This window comes from Caulobacter sp. S45 (assembly GCF_009765965.1).
Classification (GTDB): Bacteria; Pseudomonadota; Alphaproteobacteria; order Caulobacterales; family Caulobacteraceae; genus CAHJWH01.
Genome location: NZ_LMUL01000017.1, coordinates 293060 through 315446, shown reverse-complemented (window position 1 = coordinate 315446; position 22387 = coordinate 293060). Strand labels below are relative to the sequence as shown.

Genomic DNA, 22387 nt, shown 5'->3' with positions numbered 1-22387 from the left:
CGGCGTTTCCGGCCCCAAAGCGAATATCAGCCGCCGCGCTGGCCCAACCGCTGCAGGTCGTCATCCGTCGGGCTTGAGGTCAGCACGATGTCGGTGGCGCGTCGGTAGTCGGGGCTGTTCTGCGGCAGGAACTCGCGCGCGCGCATGGCGAAGATGCGGGCCTGCACCATGTCGCCCACCGCGTAGCGCTCCTCGGCGGTGGCCAGACGGGCATGTCCCTGGTCGCCCTTAGAGTCGTAGGCCTCGGCCAGCAGGCGGTAGGCGAAGCTGTTGCCGCCGTCCAGGTCGTCCCGGTCCAGCGCGACGGCGTGGCGAAGCTCGACGATGGCGGCGTCGGCCTTCTTCGGATCGTTCTGCGCCACCATCGCCTGGGCGAGGTTGATGTGCAGCAGGGGCGCCTCGGGCTTCAGGTCCACCGAATGCTGGTGAGCGGCCTCGGCCTCCTTGGTGCGGGCGGCCTCGAACAGCACCTGCCCCTTCAGCTCCCAGATGTAGGGGTTGTTGGGATAGTCGGCGAGCAGGCTGTCGATGGCGGTCAGGGCCTTGTCGGTCTCGGTCTCGCGGTAATAGGCGATGGCGCGGGCGTAGCGGGCGATGAAGGAGTGGTCGTCGTCCTTGTACTTGAAGAAGGCGGTCTGCGGCGGCTCGGTGAAGCCGATCAGCTTGGCCTTCATGATCTCGTGCTTGGAGACCAGGTCCGGATCGTCGACGGCGTTGTAGTGCGGCTGCTCCTCCGCGCGGCGGCGCAGCAGGTCGATCCGGTCGCCGCTGATCGGGTGGTCGGTGAAGAACCGATAGCGCCGGCTTTCGGAGAACACCTCCTCGAAGCGCCACTCGTTGAAGAAGTCCACCAGGCCCTTGGCCGACTGTCCGCTCTTTTCCAGGTAGGTGATGGCCGCCTGGTCGGCGCGCGCCTCCTGCTCGCGGGAATAGCCCAGCGCGCCAAGCGTACCGAAATAGCTCGACGAGCCTAGCAGCGCGCCCGCCGCGCTGCCGGCCCCGGCGGCGGCGGCCAGGATGCCCAGGCCCAGGGTCAGCAGGAAGGGCGCGAGCCCGGCCTTCATCATCTCGCCCCGACGCGCGGCGTGGTAGCCGGCGGCGTGGCCGGTCTCGTGCGCCATGACCCCGATCAGCTGGTTGGGGTTGTCGGTCTTCTCGATCAGGTCGGTGCCCAGGATGAACACCTGGTTGTTGACCGTGGCGGCGTTGAACTCGTGGGTGACGAGCAGGATCGTCACGTCCTTGGGGTTCAGGCCGGCCGCGATGAAGGCCGGATCGCACTCCTCGTGCAGGATCTCGTTGATCTCGGTGTCGAGGATGTTCGTCGACTGGTCGCCCTGGGCGTGGACGCTCGCCACCGGCGCCGCCAGCATGACGCCCGCCGCCACGAGGCTCGCCGTCCCGTGCACCAGGCGCCGAGACAGGCTCAGCGCCCGGCGAGGCAGGTCAGGCTTGGCCGCGCTGGGTGACATGGGGGATTGCGCTCCTGCGCTCAACCTGCGCCGCGACCTTGATCGCATATCCCCCTCTCAGTCGTAATAGCGCCTCAGGCGTTGCGGCGCCACCAGCCGCGCTTAGGCGCCGCAGGGGCCAGCCCCGTGATCTCGTTGGGATCGGGCTCCGGTTCGGGCGCTGGCTCAGGCGCAGGCTGCGCTTCCGGTTCGGCCACAGGGGCGGCCTCGACGGGCGCGGCGAGGTCGTGCGGCGTTTCGACCGGCGCAGGCGTTTCCGGCGTCGGGCTGTCGGGGATGGGAGCGTCCGGGGTTTCGGGCGGGGGCGCTTCAGGCTCAGCCGGGGTCTGGATCGGAGACTCGGCCGGGGTCTCGGTCGGCGCGGGGATCTCGACCTCGGGCGCACCTTGCGGATCGGCCGGGATTTCGGTCGGGGCCTCGGGTTGGTCGGCGGCGGCGGCCGTGTCCTCCATCGGCGTCTCCTCGCCGCGCACGCGGTCACGGCCTCGGCCGCGTCCACGACGGTTACGGGTGCGCGAACGCGGGGTGCGGCCTTCGCCTTCCACCTCGGCTCCGGCTTCGGTCCAGACGTAGGGGTCGGCCTCGCCCGTCGCCGGCTGGACGGCTGCAGGCTGGGGCTTGGCCTCGATCACCTTCTCCGCCCGCGCCTCGATGACGCGATCCTCGGGACGGGCGTGCGGCGCATGAGGATCGCGCCAGGCGTAGGGATCGTCGTTGGGATGGGGCCGGTCGCGACCGCCATGGGCGTGGACCCAGGCGTAGGGATCGCGCGGCGCGCCACCCTCTTCGCGCATACGCCGGCCGCCGCGACGGCCGCGACGGCGGCGACGGCGCTGTTCGCTCTTCTCTTCTTCGGAAGCGCCTTCGAAGCCTTCCTCGTCATCCTCGTCGGCGCGCGGCGCATCCTCGACCGCATCGGCCTCGGTTTCGCGCGAACCGCCGCGACGGCGGCGCCGGCGGCGGCTTTTGTCGCCGCGCCCTTCCGAGCGATCCTCCGAGGCTTCCTCGCCTTCGGTCTCGGTCTCGGCTTCGTCCTCGACCTCTTCGTCCTCGAAGTCTTCTTCCTCGACTTCGAAGACGGGATCTTCTTCGTACGCCGGTTCGGGCGGCAGCAGGATCGGGGTGCGGTTGGAGCGGCGCGGCGCGGCCCCTTCCTCGCCCTCGGCGGGTTCGAAGGCGGCGATACGCTCGATCCCCACTTCCGAGGCCGAAAGCGCCTCGTCGATCAGGATCGTCACCTCCAGATCGTGCATCTGCTCGAGTCGCGCGATGTAGGCGCGCTTCTCGTTCAGCACATAGAGCGCCACGGCCGCAGGCAGGCGGACATTCACCATGCCCGCACCGGCCTTGGCCGCCTCGACCTCGATGCTGCGCAGCGCGGCGAGCGCGCTGGACTCCACCGAGCGCACCCGGCCGGTGCCCTGGCAATGTTCGCAGACGTGGGTGGTGCCTTCCAGCACGCCGGAACGGCGGCGCTGGCGGGAAATCTCCATCAGGCCGAAGCCGGAGATCTTGCCCATCTGGACGCGCGCCCGGTCGAGCGAAAGCGCGTCCTTCAGCACCTTCTCGACCATGCGGTTGTTCTTCGCTTCATCCATGTCGATGAAGTCGATGACGATCAGGCCGGCGAGGTCGCGCAGGCGCAGCTGGCGCGCGGCCTCCTCGGCGGCTTCCATATTGGTCTTGAAGGCGGTGGCCTCGATGTTGCGCTCGCGCGTGGCCTTGCCCGAGTTGACGTCGATGGCGACCAGCGCCTCGGTCTGGTTGATCACCAGATAGCCGCCGGAGCGCAGCGGCACGACCGGCGAGTGGATCTGGGCGAGCTGGTCCTCGATCTTGTGCGCCACGAACAGCGGCGTCGCCTCGCGGTACGGCTTAATCTTGTTGGCCTGCGAGGGCATGATCATGCGCATGAAGTCGCGCGCCTCGCGGTAGCCCGCCTCGCCCTCGACCAGGATGCCGTCGAGGTCCTTGTCGTACATGTCGCGGATGGCGCGCTTAACCAGGTCCTCTTCCTCGTAGATCAACGCGGGGGCGACCGACTTCAGCGTGTTCTCGCGGATGTTCTCCCACAGCCGCAGCAGGTATTCGTAGTCGCGCTGGATTTCGGCCTTGGTGCGCTTGGCGCCGGCGGTGCGCACGATCAGGCCCATGCCGGTGGGCACGTCCAGGCTCTGCACCACCGACTTCAGGCGCTTGCGGTCGGTGGCCGAGGTGATCTTGCGGCTGATGCCGCCGCCCCGCCCGGTGTTGGGCATCAAGACGCCGTAGCGGCCGGCCAGCGACAGGTAGGTGGTGAGCGCCGCGCCCTTGTTGCCGCGCTCTTCCTTGACCACCTGGACCAGCATGATCTGCCGGCGACGGATGACTTCCTGGATCTTGTAGCGGCGCATCAACCGCCGCTGGCGGCGCTGGAACGCGCGATCGCCTTCGTCGTCGGAGTCGTCGTCCTCCGCATCGTCGCCGTCGTCGTCGTCGTGATGGTCCGAATCGACCTCGCGCAGCAGGGCTTCGCGATCGGCGATCGGGATCTGGTAGTAGTCGGGGTGGATTTCGTTGAACGCCAGGAAGCCGTGGCGATTGCCGCCATACTCGATGAAGGCGGCCTGCAGGCTGGGTTCGACCCGGGTTATCTTGGCGAGGTAGATGTTCCCGCGAAGCTGTTTGCGGGACTGGCTTTCGAAATCAAGTTCTTCGATCCGCGAGCCGTCCACCACGGCGACGCGGGTTTCCTCCGCGTGAGCGGCGTCGATCAGCATTCTTTTGGTCATCGAAACGATCTCCGCGGCGCGAGACGGGCTCATAGCCCGCGCGCCGGACACGGCGCCTCGCGCACGCGCCGATCTCGCCGCACGGCGAAGGCCGTTGGGTCGAGAGCTGGCGTTGCAGGGCGAGGCGGCCCATTGGGTTCAAAATCCTGACGCGCCCGAAAACGGCGCGAATAGCGAGAGGAGCGCCGAGGCCGCGAATCGGCCCTAGCGCAGCGAGCGCCGCTCATCTAAGGGGCGCGCCGGAGATCATTGCAACATCGCGACACGAATTGGAAGCGGCGGCGATGTTTCCGCTTGGTTAAGCCTTTGTCTACCGATCGAGCCGATAAGGCATATTCAAGGTCGGCGGAGCGGCGATGCGCACGGGACTGATCACACGATTGCGCGCCACAGGGGTCCGACACCGTCGGATCGTGGCCGCCGTGTGCGCCGTTTCCGTCGCAGCCGTTGCGGCCGCCGCTTCCCACAGTCAACCCAGCGTCGGCGTGCTGAAAGTGCGCCTGGGCGGCGATTCCCACCAGACCCGCATCGTGATCGAACTGGATCGCGCCACCCGCGGCGCCCTGATCACCCCGCCCACCATGGGCGACAAGGTGGCGATCGCGCTCGCCCATGTCGACGTCCCCGGCGACATGCAGGGCGACGGCGCCGGCCTGGTGAAGAGCTGGCGGGTCGAGGAGGCCGCCGGCGCGGCCCAGGTCCATCTCGAACTGACGCGGCCCGCCATCGTACGCCGGCGCTTCCTGCTGCCGCCGGGCGACGGGCTGAACGTCTACCGCTACGTCATCGACGTCTCCGACCAGCCGGCGGAACAGGCCGCGCCCCAGGCTCCGGGCCGCCCGGCGGTCCAGATCGCCGCCGCCACGCCCTCGCAGGAACTGCGCGCCACCCAGCCCGGGCCCCAGGCCCGCAAGCTCGTCCACATGGCGCGGATCGAGGCGCCGGTCGCACCCCTGATCCCGTCCAGGCGGGTGGTGGTGATCGACGCGGGCCACGGCGGCCACGATCCCGGCGCCGCCGGACAGAACGTGCACGAGAAGACCCTGACCCTGCTGGCCGCCGAGGCGCTCAAGGCCCGGCTGGAGCGCTCGGGCCACTACAAGGTGGTGATGACCCGCACCGCCGACGTCTATGTGCCGTTGGAGGAGCGGGTCCGGATCGCGCGCCGGGCCAACGCCGACCTGTTCATCTCGCTGCACGCGGATTCCGGCACCGAGCCCGGCTTGAAGGGCGCGACGGTCTACACCCTGTCCGAACAGGGCACCACGCGCGCGGCCAAGCAGGTGTTCGAGAAGGCCAACTGGATCAACATGACCCTGCCGGGTCCCGACCAGCAGGTGAACCGCATCCTGCTCGACCTGACCCAGCGCGAGACCCGCAACCGCTCGTCGGAGTTCGCCGAGACCCTACTGTCGCGCATCTCCGACGTGACGCCCCTGCTGCGCCGCAGCCATCGCGACGCCGGCTTCATGGTGCTGCTGGCGCCCGACGTGCCGGCGGTGCTGATGGAGATGGGCTTCATCACCAATTCGGACGACGAGAAGCGCTTGGCCAACGCCGGACAACGGCGGCGGCTGATGGACGGCGTCGCCCGCGCCATCGACGCCTACTTCGCCACCGACATCAAGCTGGCGAGCCGGTAACTTCTCCTCCCCTGCGCAGCGGGGGAGGATGAAAACTAAGCCTGCCCCAGCACAACCGACGCCATGCTCATCGCGGCCATGACCACGCCGTCGAGCAGAATCTCCGCCGGCTCGTCCTCGTCCTGCTGGGCCAGGGCGTAGAGCAGCGGCAGGTAGTGCTCGGGCCCCTGGATCGCCAACGCAGCGCTTTGCGGCCCATCCAGCGTGGCCGGCTGCATCAGGCTGGCGTGGTCGCGCACGCGGATCGCCGCCAGGGCTGCGGCTTCGAACCGCTCCGCCCAGCGGTGTGGTGGGGCGGCGCCCTGGAAGTCAGCGGCGGCTAAGTTGTGGACGACGTTGCCGCTGGCCAGGATCAGCACGCCCTCGTCGCGCAGGGGCCGAAGCGCGCGGGCCAGATCGTAATGCCCTCGCCCGTCCAGCCCGGCGTCCAGACTCAGTTGCACCACCGGGATATCGGCCTGGGGATACATGTGCGTTAGCACCGACCAGACGCCGTGATCCAGGCCCCAGTCCTGGGCCGGCTTCACTTGCACAGGTGCGAGCAAAGCCGCCACCCGCGCCGTCAGCGCCTCGGACCCCGGAGCGGGATACTGCACGTCGAACAAGGCCTGGGGAAAGCGGCCGAAGTCGTGGATGGTCGGCGGATGGTCCTGGGCGGTGACCGCGGGACCCTGGGTCACCCAATGGGCGGAGACCGCCAGGATGGCCTTCGGCCTGGGCAGGCGCTGGCCAAGTTCGGTCCAGGCGCGGGAATAGGCCGTGTCCTCGATGGCGTTCATCGGCGAGCCGTGGCCGATGAACGCTGCCGGCATGGGCGAGGCCACGGCCCTGTACCGATCCTAGGCGAGGTCTTCCGACAGGATGGCCATCTCGAACAGGAAGGAGCCGTCCTCGTCCTCGTCCTGGTAGACCACGCCGACGAATTCCTCGCCGACATAGACCTCGCAGCTGTCCTTCTGCTTGGGGCGCGGACGCAGGCCGATGGTGGTGTTGGCGAAGGTGGTCTTCAGGTGCGCCTCGATGCGCTTGATGTCCCGGTCGTTCACGGCTTGAGGCTCCTAGTGGTCTTGAGGCCGGGTACTAAGGCCGAACGCCCGGCGAGGGAACCCCGACGCGGCGTGTGCAGGCGGCTTGAGCGACGGGAACGTCAGATAACGTAGTCGTAGACCACGTCGGCCAGGGTGTGGTCCATCGAGCGGGCGGGCTCGGGGCAGGTCGGGCAGTTGACCAGACGCGCCGGCACCCCGGCGGCGGTACAGTGCGGCGGCACCGGCTTCAGCACCACCGACCCCGACGCGATCTTGGCGTAGTCGCCGATCTGGATGTTGCCGAGGATCTTGGCTCCCGCGCCGACCAGCACGCCCCGGCCGAGCTTGGGATGGCGGTCGCCGCGCTGGGCGCCGGTGCCGCCGAGCGTGACGCCGTGCAGCAGCGAGACCTCGTCGCCCACAACCGCCGTCTCGCCGATAACGATGTCGGTGCCGTGGTCGATGAAGATGGCCGAGCCGATGCGGGCGGCCGGGTGGATGTCGAGCTGGAACAGCTCCGACATCCGGCTCTGCAGCTGGAAGGCCAGGGTCTCGCGCCCCTGGTTCCACAGCCAGTGGGCCACCCGGTAGGTCTGGAGCGCCTGGAACCCCTTGAAGAACAGGAAGGGCTGGAGATAGCCCTTGCAGGCGGGATCGCGCTCGAACACCACGCGCAAATCCGCGTGGACGGTGGCGATCAGGCTGGGATCGGAGGCGAAGGCTTCCTCGCAAGTCTCGCGCATGCTCATGGCGCGCATCTCGTGATCGCCCAGCTTGCGGGCGAGCTGGTAGGACAGCGCGTGCTCCAGGTCGTCGTGGGACAGGATCACCGCGTGCATCATCGAGGCCAGGCTGGGCTCTGTTGAGGCCGCGTGGGCCGCCTCGTTGCGGAGCGCCGCCCATACCGGCGGGGGCGTTTCGGACGTCACGACTTCAAGGCGCTGCGACATGAACAATTCTCCGAAACGCTTTCAGCGTAGCAGGACACGGGTCAGCTCCGCGTCCAGCTCCCCCTCATGCGCCATATGGTGCACGCGCAGCAGGCTCGCCACTGTCAGCGAGTCCTCGATCCTACCACGGGTCGCCGCGGCCAGCGCCTCGCGGAATGGAACCCGCGTGATCGTGATCGCCTCGGTGGCGTCGTGCTCGGTCTCCACCATGCTCAACCCCGTCGCCAGGTAGAGGTAGGCGCGCTCGTCGCTGGAGGCGTTGGACAGTTGCATGGTCAGGATCAGCCGGCAGTCGGCGGCGACCAGGCCGGCTTCTTCCCGCAGTTCTCGCATCGCCCCGACCTTGGGGTCCTCGCCGTGGGGCGCGCCGCCCTCCGGCAGCTCCCAGCTGTATTTCCGGAACGGGAAGCGCCACTGGCCGACCAGGGTCAGCGTGCCGTCCTCGTGCACCGGGACCACGCCGGTGGCGGCGTTCTTGTAGCGCAGGGAATAGTAGGCCGCCGGCGCGCCGGTGGGCGACACGGCCTGGAAGGCGTCGACGCCGAACCACGGGTTGTCGTGCAGCGTCTCGCCGGACTCCACGCGCCAGGGCTCGTCGTGGGCGCCCAGCCATTGCGGATCATCATGCATGGACCTACCTCCGACCGGCCGCCTCGCAGCGGACGTCGCTATAGCCGATGGCGATACGAAATCCTTTCCCCTTCCAGCGAACCCGTTCCTTCATGACCCTCCCCGTCCCTGCAGCCCCAGAGTTCGGCGCGCCCTGCCCTATCCACGCCTCGGATGAAGCGCTGGCCCTGCTGGCGGGACGCCGCTCCAGCTCGGCGCAGACCCTGCGCGCGCCCGGTCCCGACGCGGCCCAGCTCGCCGACCTGCTGCGGCTGGGCGTCCGGGTCCCGGACCACGGCAAGATGGCGCCCTGGCGCTTCGTGATCATGCGGGGCGACGCCAAGGCCGCCCTGGTGGAGCGCCTGCGCGCGCTGGCCAGCGCCCAGCCCAGCCCCGGCAAGGCGCAGGCGGCGCTGATCAAGCTGTCGGAACCACCGCTGAGCGTGATGGTGGTCTCGGCCCCACGCGAGGGCGGCAAGCCGGTGTGGGAACAGGAGCTGTCGGCCGGCGCGGTCTGCACCACCCTGCTGATCGCGGCCGAGGCCATGGGTTTCGGCGCCAACTGGATCACCGACTGGTACAGCTACGACGCGGCCGCCATTCGAGTTCTGGGATTGGCGGCGGGCGAGAAGGTGGCCGGTTTCATCCATCTCGGGACACCGGCCGAGGCGCCGCTGGAACGCCAGCGGCCGGACCTGTCGGCCCTGGTGTCCAACCTCTAGGCGGCGATGGCCTTGGAGGCCTGTCGCTTCGGCCAGGTCGGCTCGGGCAGGCTCTCGAAACCGGGGCGGGCGAACAGGAAACCTTGCTGAAGGTCCACGCCCATGTCGCGCAGCGTCGCGGACTCGGCATGGGTCTCTATGCCCTCCGCCACCACCTCGACCCCGATCTCGACGCAGGCCTTGACCATGGCCGAGACCAGGACCTGTTTCACGCGGTGGCTGTCGATGTCGCGGATCAGCTCCATGTCGAGCTTGACCAGATCGGGCTGGAACTTGGCCAGCAGGCTCAAACCCGAATAGCCGGCCCCGAAATCGTCGATGGCCGTCTTCAGACCAAGCGCCTTGTAGGTGGCGAGGATGCCGCTCAGATGGCCGTATTCGACCGGCTCGCCCTCGGTGAATTCGAAGATCAGCCGATCCAGAGGAAGACCTGCCCGCTGCGCCGCAGACACGGTGGCGCGGGTGCAGGTCTTGGGGTCCTGGACCGCATTGGGCATGAAGTTGATCGATAGCAGCGCCTGGCCGGCGGCAAGGCCGAGCCTGGCCGCCGTCTCGATGGCTTTGATCCGGCTGGCCTGGTCGAAAGCGTGGCTGTTGGCCGCGTTCACCCGTTGGAGCACGCTCGACGCACCCTGGCCTTCCGGTCCCCGCACCAAGGCTTCATAGGCGTGAACCCAGCCGCCTCTGGCGTCGACGATCGGCTGGAAGGCCATAGCGAAGGGAGCGTCGAAGGCGCTTGGCGCACACAGCTCTTTGCAGCCGGCCTGCGCCATCTCGTTCTCCCGACTCAGCACACGTTCCACCGTAACGCTCCGATCTAAACAAATGCTGACACGGCGAACACGGCCGACTTAGGGCCGATTCGCGGAATTTCCGTCCTTTCAGCGGCTATTCGCCCCATCGGATGACTCCCCGAGGCCCAACCTGGATTCGATTTAAGGTAGCGATAAGCTTTCGAGGGGATCGGGGTCCCTAGATTCATCGTTCTGCATGCGTCACCTGGAGGTCGCAGCTTGTTGTCAGAACGCCTCGCCGAAGAGTCAGCTATTTCCCTCTTCCCGAACACTTCTTCGCGCACCTCGGCTCAGCCGAAGTGGATGCGCAACGCCCTCGCCTTCATGGGGCACTACGTCCGCACGCGGCCCTATCACTTCGCAGGGCTGGTGGTTCTAGTGCTGTTCGCGGCCGGCTGCGGCGTCGGTGTCCAATACGGCATGAAGCTGATGATCGACGCCATGGCGGCGACCAAGCGCCATGGCGACCACATGGGCGTGAACGTAGCGCTGGCCATCTTCATCAGCCTGATCTTCCTGGAAGCGGTGTTCTGGCGGCTGAGCGGCTGGCTGGGCTCGCGCACCACCATCCGGGTGGGCGAGGATATCCGAGTGGACCTGTTCGGCCACATGGCCGGCCACTCGATGAAGTTCTTTCACGAGAACCTGTCCGGCTCGCTGGGCCATCGCCTGACGTCGACCGCCAACGCCTTCTCCACCATCGTCAGCCGGCTGGTGTGGAATATCGCACCGCCGTGCGTGAACTTCATCGGCGCGGTGATCCTGTTCGCCAGCGTCGACGGGCCGATGACCATCGCCTTGGCCGGCTTCGTCAGCGCCATCACCGCCATACTGATCGTGTGCGGCATGCGCGGCCAGGCGCATCACCAGGCCTATGCCGAGCAGTCGGGCGCATCCGGCGGCGAGCTGATGGACGTGATCAACAACATCTGGGCGGTGAAAACCTTCTCGGCCCGCGAGCGTGAGAAGACCCGCCTGGCCAACGCCTTCTCCAAGGAGGCGCGCGCCCACCTGACCAGCTGGCTCTACAACGAGAAGATCCGCGTGGTGAACGACATCGGCCTGGTGCTGATGGCCGGCGCCACCCTGGTCTGGTCCGCCCACCTGTGGAGCACCGGCAAGATCACCCCCGGCGACGTGGTGCTGGTTTCCACCCTGACCTTCCGTCTGCTGCACGGCTCGCGCGACTTCGCCCTGTCGCTGATCGAGATGGGCCAGGAATACGGCTTCATCGGCGAGACCCTGAAACTGGTCGGCCAGCCGCACACCGTGCTCGACCCTCAGGCCGCCCGTCCGGCGCTGCCCCGCGGCGGCTCGATCAAGCTGGAGAACGTGACCTTCGGCTATAACTGCGAACGCCCGGTGCTGCGCAACGTCAACCTGGAGATCCAGGCCGGCCAGCGCGTGGGCTTCGCCGGCACTTCCGGCGCCGGCAAGTCGACCCTGGTCCACCTGGTGCAGCGGATGCACGACGTGCAGGTCGGCCGCATCCTGGTCGACGGCGAGCCCGTCACCCACCTGCGCCAGGACTCGCTGCGCGCCAAGATGGCCGTGGTGCCCCAGGACGTGAACCTGTTCCACCGCTCGGTGCTGGAGAACATCCGCTTCGGCCGCCCCGACGCCAGCGACGAAGAGGTGTTCGACGCGGCGCGCGCCGCCTTCTGCCATGACTTCATCCAAGAATTGGACGAGGGTTACGACACCATCGTCGGCGACCGCGGGGCCAAGCTCTCCGGGGGCCAGCGCCAGCGCATCGGCATCGCCCGCGCCTTCCTGAAGGACGCGCCGATCCTGATCCTGGACGAAGCCACATCCGCCCTGGACATGGAGTCGGAAGCCTCCATCCAGCGGGCCCTGAAGCGGCTGATGCGCGGCCGCACCGTGCTGGCCATCGCCCACCGCCTGTCGACCCTGGTGGACATGGACCGCATCGTGGTGCTGGAGCACGGCGAGATCCAGGAAGACGGTTCGCTGGACGATCTGCGCCATGCCGGGGGCTCGTTCAGCCGCCTGTGGCGGATGCAGACCGGCGGCGAGGTGGTCCAGCCCCTGCGTTGGCCTCCGCTCAAGGTGGCGGGCTAAGCACCGCATCCGCTGTTCCCGCTTCGGCGAGAACAGCGTTTGCATGCCGGAACAAAACATGTACATTTGAGTCTGGGTCGCGGGGGTTAAAACCGACGGCCGGCCAAGAATCGTGGCAGGAAGGCTCCTTCAATGAACCAATCGGTGTTGCGACTCGTGGGACAAGGCGAAGGCGATAAGCAGCGGGCGCTCGAGGCTGCCATTGCGCAGATCGATCGCGCGTTCGGCAAAGGCTCGGTGATGAAGCTGGGGTCCAAGGGCTCCAAGCTGGACATCGAGACCATTTCCACCGGTTCGCTGGGGCTGGACGTGGCGCTGGGCGTGGGCGGCCTGCCGCGCGGCCGGGTGATCGAAATCTTTGGGCCGGAAAGCTCGGGCAAGACCACGCTGGCCCTGCACGTGGTGGCCGAGGCGCAGAAGATGGGCGGCGTGGCCGCCTTCGTCGACGCCGAGCACGCGCTCGATCCCAGCTACGCCGCCAAGCTGGGGGTGAACCTGGACGACCTGCTGGTCTCCCAGCCCGACACCGGCGAACAGGCCCTGGAGATCACCGACACCCTGGTGCGCTCCGGCGCGGTGGACGTCATCGTGATCGACTCGGTGGCGGCGCTGACGCCCAAGGCCGAGATCGAGGGCGAGATGGGCGATTCCCTGCCCGGCCTGCAGGCCCGCCTGATGAGCCAGGCCCTGCGCAAGCTCACCGCCTCGATCTCCAAGTCCAAGTGCATGGTGATCTTCATCAACCAGATCCGCATGAAGATCGGGGTGATGTACGGTAGCCCGGAGACCACCACTGGCGGCAATGCGCTGAAGTTCTACGCCACGGTGCGCCTGGACATCCGCCGCACCGGCTCGATCAAGCTGCGCGACGAGGTGGTCGGCAACAATGTCCGGGTCAAGGTGGTGAAGAACAAGGTCGCGCCCCCGTTCCGCGAGGTCGAGTTCGATATCATGTACGGCGAGGGCGTCTCCAAGATCGGCGAGATCATCGACCTCGGCGTCAAGGGCGGCATCGTCGAGAAGTCCGGCTCCTGGTTCTCCTACGACAGCCAGCGGATCGGCCAGGGCCGCGAGAACGTGCGCGAGTTCCTGAAGAAGAATCCCGAGATCGCCGACCGGATCGAAGCCGCCGTGCGCAAGAACGCCGGCCCGATCGCCGACGAACTGCTGGTGGCCTCCGAGCCGGAGGATGACGAGGACTGATCGTCGGGTGGATGGGTGAGGGAGAAGGCCCTTCACAGGGAGCGGTCAGCTTTTCAGTTCTCTCCCTTCACCCCCACCTCCGTCTTCCCCCGACCGGATCGGGGGAGCCATGGCTCGACACTTCCACCGCCTCACGGGCTGACAGAGCAGTTCGATGGATTCCCCGATCCAGTCGGGGGAAGACGAGCGCGGTGTGGGAGATCGGCGCGGGAAATCTCGGTCTGCGGGTAAGGATGGGGAAGCCGCCTCACGCTTTAACACCCTCCGAAATCCCCCCTCCCATGCGCCCGGACGACACAGGCGCAAGAGTTCGCCTCGCGACTGCGGCGAATCGCATTCCTATAAGTGCATCAAGGTTCTATATGGGGCTGAAAGCCGTCGCCGGGGCCTGCGGCGCGCGGCCTGCCGTGCGTTCGGTCCCGCCCGCCGCCCTGGAAACGAACTCATGACCACCCGTCGCAAGAAAATCTACGAAGGCAAGGCCAAGATCCTCTACGAGGGTCCCGAGCCTGGCACCCTGATCCAGTATTTCAAGGACGACGCCACCGCCTTCAACGCCCAGAAGAAGGCCGTGCTCGAAGGCAAGGGCGTGATCAACAACCGCATCTCCGAATACGTGATGACGCGGCTGAACACGATCGGCGTCCAGAACCACTTCATCCGCCGCCTGAACCTGCGCGAGCAGCTGATCAAGGAGGTGGAGATCATTCCGCTGGAGGTGGTCTGCCGCAACATCGCGGCGGGCTCGATGTCCACCCGCCTCGGCCTGCCCGAAGGCCAGGCCCTGCCGCGCTCGATCATCGAGTTCTATTACAAGAACGACGCGCTCCAGGACCCCCTGGTCACCGAAGAGCACATCACCGCGTTCAACTGGGCCTCCACCCAGGAGATCGACGACATCCTGGCGATGACCCTGCGGGTGAACGACTTCCTGACCGGCATGTTCGGCGCGGTCGGCATCACGCTGGTGGACTTCAAGATCGAGTACGGCCGGGTGTGGGAGAACGACTTCTCCCGCGTGCTGCTGGCCGACGAGATCAGCCCCGACAGCTGCCGGCTGTGGGACAGCACCACCAACGAGAAGCTCGACAAGGATCGCTTCCGCCGCGACCTCGGCAACGTGATCGAGAGCTACACCGAGGTGGCCCGCCGGCTCGGGATCATGAAGGAGATGCCGCGGGTGATCGAAGGAGGCGTGGGCTGATGCGGGCGAAGGTCGAGGTATTCCTGAAGCCCGGCGTGCTGGACGTCCAGGGCAAGGCCATCGAAGGCGCCCTGCACGGCCTGGGTTTCGACGACGTGGCCGAGGTGCGGGTGGGCAAGACCATCGCCTTCGAGCTGGGCGACGAGCATCCCGACCGGGCCGAGGATCGCGTGCGCGCCATGTGCGAACGCCTGCTCGCCAACATGGTGATCGAAGGGTATCGCGTCAGCCTGGAGCCCGCGTGAAGTCCGCCGTCGTCGTCTTCCCCGGGGCCAATTGCGATCGCGACTGCGCTGTCGCCATCGAGCGCTCGACCGGCTCCAAGGCCGAAATGGTCTGGCACGCCGAGACCGCCCTGCCCGAGGGGTTGGACCTGATCGTGCTGCCGGGCGGCTTCTCCTACGGCGACTACCTGCGCTGCGGGGCCATGGCCGCCCAGTCGCCGGTGATGCGCGAAGTGGCCGCCGCCGCCGAGCGCGGGGTGGCCGTGGTGGGAATCTGCAACGGCTTCCAGGTGCTATGCGAAGCGGGGATGCTGCCCGGCGCCCTGCTGCGCAACGCCGCGCTGAAGTATGTGTGCAAGCCGATCGCGCTGGAGATCACCAACGGCCAGACCCGCTTCACCGCCGCCTATGGCGACCGGCGCGACGCGGTGATGACCATCGGCAACGGCGAGGGCAACTTCTTCGCCGACGAGGCCACCCTCGACCGCCTGGAGGGCGAAGGCCAGGTGGTGTTCCGCTATCAGGAAAACCCCAACGGTTCGGCCCGCGACATCGCCGGGATCGTCAACGCCAAGGGCAACGTCCTAGGCCTGATGCCCCACCCCGACCGCGCCTTCCAAACCGAACTGGGCTCCGCCGACGGGGCGCTGGTGTTCCAGAGCGTGGCGGCGAGCGTCTAGGACCGGGGTTCGGTTCTGCGTCCTTCGAGACGCCCCTGCGGGGCTCCTCAGGATGACGAATGGAAGTGGACCGCACCCATGTTCGTCATGCTGAGGAGCGCTTCGCAGAAGCGCGTCTCGAAGCACGCGCTCCTGCTGGAGCAACCCGACCTACAGCACGCCCAGCATGCTGGCGACCAGCGGGTGGCGGACGATATCCACGTCCATCAGCCGCACCACCGCCACCTGGCTCAGCTTGTCGAGCCGGTCGGCCACATCGGCCAGACCCGAGATGCCCGGAAGCAGGTCCGACTGGGCCGGGTCGCCGGTGACCACCATGGTCGAGTTCCAGCCCAGCCGCGTCAGCAGCATCTTGAGCTGGCCATAGGTGCAGTTCTGCGCCTCGTCGATCACTACGAAGGCGTTGTTCAGGGTCCGGCCGCGCATGAAGCCGATGGGCGCGATCTCGATCAGGCCCTCGGCCATCAGGCTCTTGACCCGCTTCATCGACAGCCGGTCGGACAGGGCGTCGTAGAGCGGCCGCAGATAGGGGGCCAGCTTGTCCTCCATCTCGCCGGGCAGGAAGCCGAGCGATTCGCCCGCCTCCACCGCCGGGCGCGACAGCACGATGCGGCCGACCTTGCCGGCCTCCAGCGCCTCGACCGCCTTGGCGATGGCCAGATAGGTCTTGCCGGTGCCGGCCGGCCCGAGCGCCAGCACCATGCTGTGCTCGTCCACCGCCTCGATCAGCTGGGTCTGGCCCGGCGACTTCGCCTTGATGGTCTTCAGATAGCCCTGGTCGCGCGGTTCATCGCCGCCCATCGGCGACCAGCGCCGTTCCACGGGCAATCGCCGCACCTTATTCTCATCGTTCCCGGCTCTGCGATCGTAGGGGACGGGGTCAAACTGACCCGCGTCGAACTCGCCTTCACGCACCAGACGCTTCATTGCACGCTTGGTCATCGTAAACCTCCGTGGGAGCGGGGATGAGACAAGAAAAAAGGACGCGGCCCAGAGGCGGCGTCCTTGCAAACGAGGGCGAAACGGCGATGAGCGCGGAAGGTGGTCCGCTCTCCAAAAATGCAGGTGGCGGTCCTTCGGACCCCCAACGCATGGATGCCGTCACGCTGACCTCACGATGGCGACTCGCTGGACAAGGAAACGATTCCGAATCGCCTGACTAGAATCCTATCAGCCGATTTCCGAACGGTTAAGCGGCGGGAAACCAAACCGTCATGCACGGTCGTCGCAGGGGGTCAGGCGAGCCACAGGCGGCGCAGGTCGTGCTCCGAAACCTGGTCGAGGTTGAACCACGCCGCCTGCTCCAGCGACGCCTCGACCACCAGCAGCGTGTCGCCGCCCCGCATGTGCCGCGACAGGGCGTTGCGCAGCGCCGCCGGCCCCATCGACGCGCGCACGAGCCACAGGCCGGTGCGGATCGCCACGCAGGGCCCGAAAGACGCCAACGCCGCCTGGAAGGTGGACGGGGGGATGGCGGCCAGGAAGGCCCACACCAGCAGCGGCCGCGCCGCACCGGCGATCGGGACGACATCCGGCGCGGCGTAGGCGGGTTGCGGCGCTGCGGCGGTGGGCGCGGGCGGCCGTGGCGTCGGGAAAGACGGCTGGACCGCCGCCGCCCCGGGGGGCTTCGACAGGACGGCGAACTCCGGCGTGTTGGCCAGCGAGATGAACGGCCCCGCGCTCCAGGGCGATACCGGAGTCGCGGCCGCGATCCGCCCCTCGGCCAGGAAGGCGGCCATGCGCGCCTCGGTATAGGGCCCCCACACGCCGTCCCCGGCCTGGACATACCAGAGGTGCGACACGGGGCTTGAAGACGATGAGGCCATGGCGGCCTGTCCCTTCGTTTCGATTCGCCCGAGAGCTTGCCCAAAAACCGGCGGCGAGGACACCAGCGTATCGCGCGCCCACCTTGTGTCGCTGGCCGTCCGGGCGTACCTCGACCCCTCCCCGCACCGGGATCGATAAGGTTAGGAGAGCGCGATGGGTTATCGCGTCGCAATCGTTGGCGCCACGGGCAATGTGGGCCGCGAAATGCTGGTCATTCTGGACGAGCTGAAATTCCCCGTGGACAAGCTCCACGCCGTCGCTTCGCGCCGCTCGCTCGGCCTGTCGGTCGACTTCGGCGACCACAGCATCAAGTGCGAGGACATCGAGGGCTTCGACTTCTCCTCCGTGGACATCGTGCTGATGTCGGCGGGCGGGGACGTGTCCAAGGCCTGGTCGGAGAAGATCGGCCAGGCAGGTGCGGTGGTGATCGACAACTCCTCGGCCTGGCGCATGCACCCCGACGTGCCGCTGATCGTGCCGGAGGTGAACCCCGACGCCATCGAGGGCTTCCGCAAGAAGAACATCATCGCCAACCCCAACTGCTCCACCGCCCAGCTGGTGGTGGCGTTGAAGCCGCTGCACGACGCGGCGAAGATCAAGCGGGTGGTGGTCTCGACCTACCAGTCGGTCTCCGGCGCGGGCAAGGCCGGCATGGACGAGCTGTGGAACCAGACCAAGAACGTGTTCGTGCTCGGCCCGACCGAACCGCACAAGTTCACCAAGCAGATCGCCTTCAACGTCATCCCCCACATCGACGTCTTCATGGAGGACGGCTCCACCAAGGAAGAGTGGAAGATGGTGGCCGAGACCAAGAAGATCATGGACCCGTCGATCAAGCTGACCGCCACCTGCGTGCGCGTGCCGGTGTTCGTCGGCCACTCGGAATCGGTCAATGTCGAGTTCGAGACCCCGCTGGACGAGGACGACGCCCGCGAGATCCTGCGCGAGTCGCCCGGTGTCATGGTGGTCGATAAGCGCGAGGACGGGGGCTACATGACCCCCAAGGAAAGCCAGGGCGAGTTCGCCGTCTATATCAGCCGCCTGCGCACCGACCCCACGGTGGAGAACGGCCTGGCCTTCTGGTGCGTATCGGACAACCTGCGCAAGGGCGCGGCGCTCAACGCCGTGCAGATCGCCCAGCTGCTCGACCAGCGCGGCCTGCTGGTGCGCGAGCCGGCCTGAACACACCGGGCTTGAGGAAATCGGTCCGTCGCGTACCCTCGCGGCGGACCGGACCCGCCGGCGTAGGACAGAGCCCGCCATGACCACCGCCTACGACTTCTCCGCCAAGACGCTGGACGGCCAGCCCAAGCCGCTTTCGGACTACAGCGGCGACGTGCTGCTGATCGTCAACGTGGCCAGCAAGTGCGGATTCACCCCGCAGTACGAGGGGCTGGAGGCGCTGCACCGCAAGTATGCGGACAAGGGCCTGCGGGTGCTGGGCTTCCCCTGCAACCAGTTCGGCGGCCAGGAGCCCGGCGACGCGGCCGAGATCGCCAACTTCTGCGCCACCACCTACGCCGTCGACTTCCCGATGTTCGCCAAGATCGAGGTGAACGGCGCGAACGCCGATCCGCTCTACGGCTTCCTGAAGGCGGAGAAGCCGGGCCTGCTCGGCACCGAGGGCATCAAGTGGAACTTCACCAAGTTCCTGGTCGGCCGCGACGGCCACGTGGCGGGCCGCTTCGCCCCCAACGTGAAGCCCGAGGATATGGAAGCGGAGATCGAGAAGCTGCTGGGAGGTTGAGAAGGCGGCAACGCCGGCGACTTTCTGCTTAGGCGCCCATAGTTGCTTTCAACCCGAGCTGACCTCGGCCTTTCGTAGGTCAAGCGCCATCGTCAGGCAGCGAATCTACGCCTTCGCAAGCTAGGGTATCAACTCGGCCATGCCTTAAGGGCGGTCGCCACGGTGCGCTGGAGGTCGTCGCGCGTCGCGCCCGACTGCGCGGCGAAGGCCAATCCCCATCCGACGACGAGGATGAGTCCCGCAAGTCCGTCCGGGTCACAGTCGGCGGGCAGATCGCCGTCGGTTTGGGCTCGTATGAGGCGGTCACACAGTCTCGCGCGCCGCGCAGCTCGAGAGCCGGCAAGCTCCCGATGTAACGGCGTAGAATTCTCGTTGCAGGGCAAGGCGTTATTCATGATCAAGCAGCCCGGCGGCCGGGTGGGGTCCGTATAGAGATCGACGAGCCGCAATAACGTCTGTTCCGCCACGTCCCGCGCAGTCGGCTGGTTCAATGCATCTTCCGCGTAGCTCAACCGCGTGGTCGTGTAATGTTCGAGCACTCGCTTGAAGAGACCGTATTTGCTGCTGAATGCATAATAAAAACTTGGCGGCGTAATCCCCATCGCAGCGGTCAGATCGGCCAGCGACGTCGCCTCATAGCCGTTCCGCCAGAAAAGATCGGTGGCCGTCTCTACGGCCTTGTCGACATCGAACACCCGTGGACGCGCCATCTGCTTTCCGCTCTAGCCTCCTCGCCTATATATAGCGATCCCTATAAATTGTCATTGACGCCCGCCGCTCCCGTAATATATCGACCGCTATACAATCCACAGCGCCCTTCCGGCGCCCGATTGGCGAGCGCAGCCGCCCGTTCCTCCGACGCAGGAGTTCCCATGCAGTTCAAGCCATTCGGTCGAACGGGCTTAACAGTCTCCCGCCTGTGCCTGGGCACCGGAACCTTCGGTAAGCAGACGGACGAGGCTGAAGCCCATCGAATCCTCGATAGGGCGGCTGAAGCCGGAGTGAACTTCGTCGACACCGCGGACATCTATCCACCGGGCGCCAGGGTCGGCGGCGCAGAAATCATTACGGGCCGGTGGCTCAAAGATAAGCGCGGGCAGTTCATCCTCGCAACCAAGGGCGGCGGCAAAATGGGTCCCGCGGCCTGGGACGTCGGCAACTCGCGAAAGCGCCTCCTGGACGCCATCGACGCCTCCCTGCACCGCCTAAACACTGATTACGTCGACCTCTATCAGCTGCACATGGACGACCCCGCCACGCCGATCGACGAAGTGGCGGAGGCGATGGACATGATCGTGCGCTCGGGCAGAGCGCGTTACATCGGAGTGTCGAACTGGCTCGCCTACCGCCTGGCAAGGGTTCTGGGGCGGCAGGACGCACTCAGGCTGACGCGCTTCGTGTCCGCTCAACCACGTTACAACCTGCTGTTTCGTGAGGTGGAACGTGAGCTCTTTCCGTTGGCCCAGGAAGACGGGCTTGCGGTGATACCGTTCAATCCCCTCGCCGGGGGCCTCCTAAGCGGCCGATACAAGCATAACGATACGCCTGAAACGGGCCGCTTTTCGCCAGAGCTAGGTCAGTTCGGCGCAATGTATCAGGCGAGATACTGGCACGAGCGGGAATTTGAGACGGTTGCTCAGGTGCAGAAGATCGCGGAACAACACGGAACGGCGATGGCGACTTTGTCCGTAGCCTGGGTTCTTGCAAATCCGACCATCACATCGGTTATCCTGGGCGCCAGCCGGGTTGAACAACTCGGCGATACGCTGGCCGCCGCGGATTACGACCTGGATAGCGCCTTGAAGGCGCAATTGGACGAAGTGAGTATTGAATATCGTAGGGGCGACGCCGGGAGGTGATCGGCGCGGGGGTTCCTGGGAGTGGGCGGCGTCGGGTCTGGGCCTGCCCCCTCGCTCGGCCTACAAACACCCGTACGCCGCTTCGATCAGCCTCACCGCGCGGGGGTCGCCGATCAGGTCGGGGGATTGCTTGTTCATGACGTAGGCGCCCGACAGGCGGCGTTCGGGGTCGGCGAAAGCGCAGCTGCCGCCCCAGCCGGAGTGGCCGAAACTGCCCTGGCCCGGCCCGTAGATCATGTTGGGGACGTTGCGCATGAAGCCGGCGCCCCAGCTGATCTCGAACGGCAGCACCAGGTCGTGGCCCCGAATCCGTTCGCGCGACGCGGCCTCGACCGTTTCCGGTTTCAGCACCGCGCGCCCGTCCAGCTCGCCCCCACACGCCAGCGCGCTCATCAGCCGCGCCATGCCGAGGGCGGTGACATGACCGTTGGCCGAGGGAATCTCCGCGCGCCGCCACGCCTGCGCGCCCCGACCGCCGGGCGAGGCCCACTTGGTCAGGAAGGCCAGCTTCTTGGGCTCGGTGATCTTGCCGAAATCAGCGAAACGGTGGGGACGCTCCAGCTCGGCGACACGGCCGAACTCGCTGTCGGGCAGGCCGATCCACAGGTCCAGGCCGAAGGGTTCGGCCAGGTCCTCGCGCAGCGCCCGGCCCATGGTGCGCCCGTCCACGCGGCGGAAGATCTCGCCCGCGGTGAAGCCGAAGGTGATGGGGTGGTAGCCCGAGGCCGTTCCCGGCGGCCACAGCGGGGCCATGGCGGCCAGCTTGTCGACGATCACGTCCCAGTCCATCCACAGGCCGGGGTCCATCGGCTCGGGCAAACCGGCAAGCCCATCCTGGTGGGACATGACCTGGGCCACGGTGATCTCGCCCTTGCCGGCCTGGGCGAACTCCGGCCAGACACTGGCGACGGTCTGGCCGTAGTCCAGCTTCCCCTGGTCCACCAGCCGCGCGATCAGCACCGAGGCGATGGCCTTGGTGGTGGAGAAGACCGGGGTCAGGGTGTCGGCGTCGAACGGGCGGGTGCGCTCGCGGTCGGCGTGGCCGGCCCAGATGTCCAGCACCACCTCGCCGTCCCGCACCAGGGTGAAGCGCGCGCCCAGCTCCTCGCCAGCGGCGAAGGTGGCGTCGAAGGTTTGGCGCACGGGCGCGAAGCGGGCGGATTCGGTCATGGACATCGGCATGTCCGCCTTGTAGCGGGCGCAGGGCCGTTGTGCATCCCACCCTTCGGAGGGGACGCGCTCTTGGCTGGGAGCGGCTCAGGCCGCAAAATCGAAACCGATGACGGCGATCCTCTATCCCGTGGCCGAAACGGCCGAAGCCGCCCTGCATCTCCCACGCGGATTTGCGGCCCGCGAAAGCGACGCCGAACGGCTGGGCGGGACCGTGCGCTTCGTCACCGAAGCGACTGGACCGGCCTTCGCCACGCGTGAGGCGGCGCTGGACGCCTATGCCGGCCGGGTGGAGGACGAGCGCCCCGGCAAGCCGCAGGTCGCGCCGGAAGACGCCTGGCGGCGTCTGGTCCCAGTCTCCTCGGCCGACGGCAAGCCCGTGCGTAAGGCGCCGGCGCGCCC

At 67.2% G+C, this 22387-nt stretch carries 21 protein-coding genes and 1 pseudogene; 11 read left to right on the top strand and 11 right to left on the bottom strand.

The window, feature by feature from the left end; genetic code table 11:
- Positions 1-26: 26 nt before the first annotated feature.
- A complete protein-coding gene (locus GSQ87_RS21270) occupies positions 27-1472 on the bottom strand; it encodes a M48 family metalloprotease (protein ID WP_158918509.1) in 1446 nt (481 codons plus the stop codon).
- 74 nt (positions 1473-1546) lie between these two features.
- On the bottom strand, positions 1547-4243 hold the full coding sequence (locus tag GSQ87_RS21265) for a ribonuclease E/G (RefSeq protein WP_158918507.1): 2697 nt from the start codon (positions 4241-4243) through the stop codon (positions 1547-1549).
- A 356-nt stretch (positions 4244-4599) separates the two neighbouring features.
- Between GSQ87_RS21265 and GSQ87_RS21260 the strand changes: the two genes are divergently transcribed.
- Positions 4600-5886, top strand: coding sequence for an N-acetylmuramoyl-L-alanine amidase (locus GSQ87_RS21260; RefSeq protein WP_158918505.1), 1287 nt, complete (start codon positions 4600-4602; stop codon positions 5884-5886).
- Positions 5887-5921: 35 nt separating this feature from the next.
- Here GSQ87_RS21260 and ygiD read toward each other — a convergent pair whose 3' ends face one another.
- From ygiD to GSQ87_RS21240, 4 genes are all read right to left on the bottom strand, one after another.
- Positions 5922-6698, bottom strand: a complete 777-nt coding sequence (ygiD, locus tag GSQ87_RS21255) for a 4,5-DOPA dioxygenase extradiol (RefSeq protein WP_158918503.1) — start codon at positions 6696-6698, stop codon at positions 5922-5924.
- Between the two features lie 27 nt (positions 6699-6725).
- Positions 6726-6932 (bottom strand): DUF3126 family protein, encoded by a 207-nt coding sequence (locus GSQ87_RS21250; RefSeq protein ID WP_158918501.1) that lies wholly within the window; start codon positions 6930-6932, stop codon positions 6726-6728.
- 101 nt (positions 6933-7033) lie between these two features.
- On the bottom strand, positions 7034-7864 hold the full coding sequence (cysE, locus tag GSQ87_RS21245) for a serine O-acetyltransferase (protein ID WP_158918499.1): 831 nt from the start codon (positions 7862-7864) through the stop codon (positions 7034-7036).
- A gap of 21 nt (positions 7865-7885) precedes the next feature.
- On the bottom strand, positions 7886-8494 hold the full coding sequence (locus GSQ87_RS21240) for an NUDIX hydrolase (RefSeq protein WP_158918497.1): 609 nt from the start codon (positions 8492-8494) through the stop codon (positions 7886-7888).
- Positions 8495-8586: 92 nt separating this feature from the next.
- On the opposite strand from GSQ87_RS21240, the gene GSQ87_RS21235 reads away from it, so the two are divergent.
- Positions 8587-9195, top strand: coding sequence for a nitroreductase (locus GSQ87_RS21235; protein ID WP_158918495.1), 609 nt, complete (start codon positions 8587-8589; stop codon positions 9193-9195).
- Here GSQ87_RS21235 and GSQ87_RS21230 read toward each other — a convergent pair.
- Positions 9192-9998, bottom strand: coding sequence for an EAL domain-containing protein (locus GSQ87_RS21230; protein WP_254063187.1), 807 nt, complete (start codon positions 9996-9998; stop codon positions 9192-9194). The genes GSQ87_RS21235 and GSQ87_RS21230 overlap by 4 nt on opposite strands.
- Positions 9999-10292: 294 nt before the next feature.
- Here GSQ87_RS21230 and GSQ87_RS21225 point away from each other — a divergent pair, with 294 nt between their 5' ends.
- The 5 genes from GSQ87_RS21225 to purQ all read left to right on the top strand — a co-directional run bounded on the left by GSQ87_RS21225 (position 10293) and on the right by purQ (position 15382).
- Positions 10293-12071, top strand: a complete 1779-nt coding sequence (locus GSQ87_RS21225; RefSeq protein ID WP_158918493.1) for an ABC transporter ATP-binding protein — start codon at positions 10293-10295, stop codon at positions 12069-12071.
- Positions 12072-12203: 132 nt separating this feature from the next.
- Positions 12204-13274: a recombinase RecA gene (recA, locus tag GSQ87_RS21220; RefSeq protein WP_158918491.1), complete on the top strand. Its 1071-nt coding sequence runs from the start codon at positions 12204-12206 to the stop codon at positions 13272-13274.
- A 445-nt stretch (positions 13275-13719) separates the two neighbouring features.
- A complete protein-coding gene (gene purC / locus GSQ87_RS21215; RefSeq protein ID WP_158918489.1) occupies positions 13720-14478 on the top strand; it encodes a phosphoribosylaminoimidazolesuccinocarboxamide synthase in 759 nt (252 codons plus the stop codon).
- Complete coding sequence (gene purS, locus GSQ87_RS21210; RefSeq protein WP_158918487.1) at positions 14478-14723, top strand: phosphoribosylformylglycinamidine synthase subunit PurS; 246 nt, start codon at positions 14478-14480, stop codon at positions 14721-14723. The genes purC and purS overlap by 1 nt, the downstream gene beginning before the upstream one ends.
- Positions 14720-15382 (top strand): phosphoribosylformylglycinamidine synthase subunit PurQ, encoded by a 663-nt coding sequence (gene purQ / locus GSQ87_RS21205; protein WP_158918485.1) that lies wholly within the window; start codon positions 14720-14722, stop codon positions 15380-15382. The genes purS and purQ overlap by 4 nt, the downstream gene beginning before the upstream one ends.
- A gap of 150 nt (positions 15383-15532) precedes the next feature.
- On the opposite strand, the gene GSQ87_RS21200 is transcribed toward purQ, so the two are convergent.
- A complete protein-coding gene (locus GSQ87_RS21200) occupies positions 15533-16324 on the bottom strand; it encodes a PhoH family protein (RefSeq protein WP_158918483.1) in 792 nt (263 codons plus the stop codon).
- A 293-nt stretch (positions 16325-16617) separates the two neighbouring features.
- A complete protein-coding gene (locus GSQ87_RS21195) occupies positions 16618-17208 on the bottom strand; it encodes a hypothetical protein (RefSeq protein WP_158918481.1) in 591 nt (196 codons plus the stop codon).
- 154 nt (positions 17209-17362) lie between these two features.
- Here GSQ87_RS21195 and GSQ87_RS21190 point away from each other — a divergent pair, with 154 nt between their 5' ends.
- Together GSQ87_RS21190 and GSQ87_RS21185 are read left to right on the top strand one after the other, a co-directional pair.
- The gene (locus GSQ87_RS21190; protein WP_158918479.1) at positions 17363-18391 is read left to right on the top strand and encodes an aspartate-semialdehyde dehydrogenase; all 1029 of its coding nucleotides are present in this window, start codon (positions 17363-17365) and stop codon (positions 18389-18391) included.
- A 79-nt stretch (positions 18392-18470) separates the two neighbouring features.
- Positions 18471-18956, top strand: a complete 486-nt coding sequence (locus GSQ87_RS21185; protein ID WP_158918477.1) for a glutathione peroxidase — start codon at positions 18471-18473, stop codon at positions 18954-18956.
- A 128-nt stretch (positions 18957-19084) separates the two neighbouring features.
- Here GSQ87_RS21185 and GSQ87_RS21180 read toward each other — a convergent pair whose 3' ends face one another.
- Entirely contained in the window at positions 19085-19666 is a 582-nt protein-coding gene (locus GSQ87_RS21180; protein ID WP_158918475.1) for a TetR/AcrR family transcriptional regulator, read from the bottom strand.
- 162 nt (positions 19667-19828) lie between these two features.
- On the opposite strand from GSQ87_RS21180, the gene GSQ87_RS21175 reads away from it, so the two are divergent.
- Positions 19829-20815 carry an aldo/keto reductase gene (locus GSQ87_RS21175; protein WP_158918473.1) on the top strand — a complete coding sequence of 329 codons (987 nt, stop codon included), beginning with the start codon at positions 19829-19831 and terminating at the stop codon, positions 20813-20815.
- Positions 20816-20875: 60 nt separating this feature from the next.
- Here the strand turns inward: GSQ87_RS21175 and GSQ87_RS21170 are convergent, their stop codons facing one another.
- Positions 20876-21991 (bottom strand): serine hydrolase domain-containing protein, encoded by a 1116-nt coding sequence (locus GSQ87_RS21170; RefSeq protein ID WP_371416715.1) that lies wholly within the window; start codon positions 21989-21991, stop codon positions 20876-20878.
- Positions 21992-22094: 103 nt separating this feature from the next.
- On the opposite strand from GSQ87_RS21170, the pseudogene GSQ87_RS21165 reads away from it, so the two are divergent.
- A pseudogene (locus GSQ87_RS21165) lies at positions 22095-22387 on the top strand (hypothetical protein); the annotation flags it as partial.

What these genes read in the sequence shown, in the direction of transcription:
- purC (WP_158918489.1), top strand. Translation starts at nt 13,720, where the DNA reads ATGACCACCCGTCGCAAGAAAATCTACGAAGGCAAGGCCAAGATCCTC.
- GSQ87_RS21225 (WP_158918493.1), top strand. Translation starts at nt 10,293, where the DNA reads ATGCGCAACGCCCTCGCCTTCATGGGGCACTACGTCCGCACGCGGCCC.
- GSQ87_RS21195 (WP_158918481.1), bottom strand. Translation starts at nt 17,208, where the DNA reads ATGGCCTCATCGTCTTCAAGCCCCGTGTCGCACCTCTGGTATGTCCAG.
- GSQ87_RS21240 (WP_158918497.1), bottom strand. Translation starts at nt 8,494, where the DNA reads ATGCATGATGATCCGCAATGGCTGGGCGCCCACGACGAGCCCTGGCGC.
- GSQ87_RS21175 (WP_158918473.1), top strand. Translation starts at nt 19,829, where the DNA reads ATGCAGTTCAAGCCATTCGGTCGAACGGGCTTAACAGTCTCCCGCCTG.
- GSQ87_RS21235 (WP_158918495.1), top strand. Translation starts at nt 8,587, where the DNA reads ATGACCCTCCCCGTCCCTGCAGCCCCAGAGTTCGGCGCGCCCTGCCCT.
- purS (WP_158918487.1), top strand. Translation starts at nt 14,478, where the DNA reads ATGCGGGCGAAGGTCGAGGTATTCCTGAAGCCCGGCGTGCTGGACGTC.
- GSQ87_RS21170 (WP_371416715.1), bottom strand. Translation starts at nt 21,991, where the DNA reads ATGTCCATGACCGAATCCGCCCGCTTCGCGCCCGTGCGCCAAACCTTC.
- cysE (WP_158918499.1), bottom strand. Translation starts at nt 7,864, where the DNA reads ATGTCGCAGCGCCTTGAAGTCGTGACGTCCGAAACGCCCCCGCCGGTA.
- GSQ87_RS21185 (WP_158918477.1), top strand. Translation starts at nt 18,471, where the DNA reads ATGACCACCGCCTACGACTTCTCCGCCAAGACGCTGGACGGCCAGCCC.
- ygiD (WP_158918503.1), bottom strand. Translation starts at nt 6,698, where the DNA reads ATGCCGGCAGCGTTCATCGGCCACGGCTCGCCGATGAACGCCATCGAG.
- GSQ87_RS21200 (WP_158918483.1), bottom strand. Translation starts at nt 16,324, where the DNA reads ATGACCAAGCGTGCAATGAAGCGTCTGGTGCGTGAAGGCGAGTTCGAC.
- GSQ87_RS21265 (WP_158918507.1), bottom strand. Translation starts at nt 4,243, where the DNA reads ATGACCAAAAGAATGCTGATCGACGCCGCTCACGCGGAGGAAACCCGC.
- recA (WP_158918491.1), top strand. Translation starts at nt 12,204, where the DNA reads ATGAACCAATCGGTGTTGCGACTCGTGGGACAAGGCGAAGGCGATAAG.
- GSQ87_RS21180 (WP_158918475.1), bottom strand. Translation starts at nt 19,666, where the DNA reads ATGGCGCGTCCACGGGTGTTCGATGTCGACAAGGCCGTAGAGACGGCC.
- GSQ87_RS21190 (WP_158918479.1), top strand. Translation starts at nt 17,363, where the DNA reads ATGGGTTATCGCGTCGCAATCGTTGGCGCCACGGGCAATGTGGGCCGC.
- GSQ87_RS21260 (WP_158918505.1), top strand. Translation starts at nt 4,600, where the DNA reads ATGCGCACGGGACTGATCACACGATTGCGCGCCACAGGGGTCCGACAC.
- GSQ87_RS21270 (WP_158918509.1), bottom strand. Translation starts at nt 1,472, where the DNA reads ATGTCACCCAGCGCGGCCAAGCCTGACCTGCCTCGCCGGGCGCTGAGC.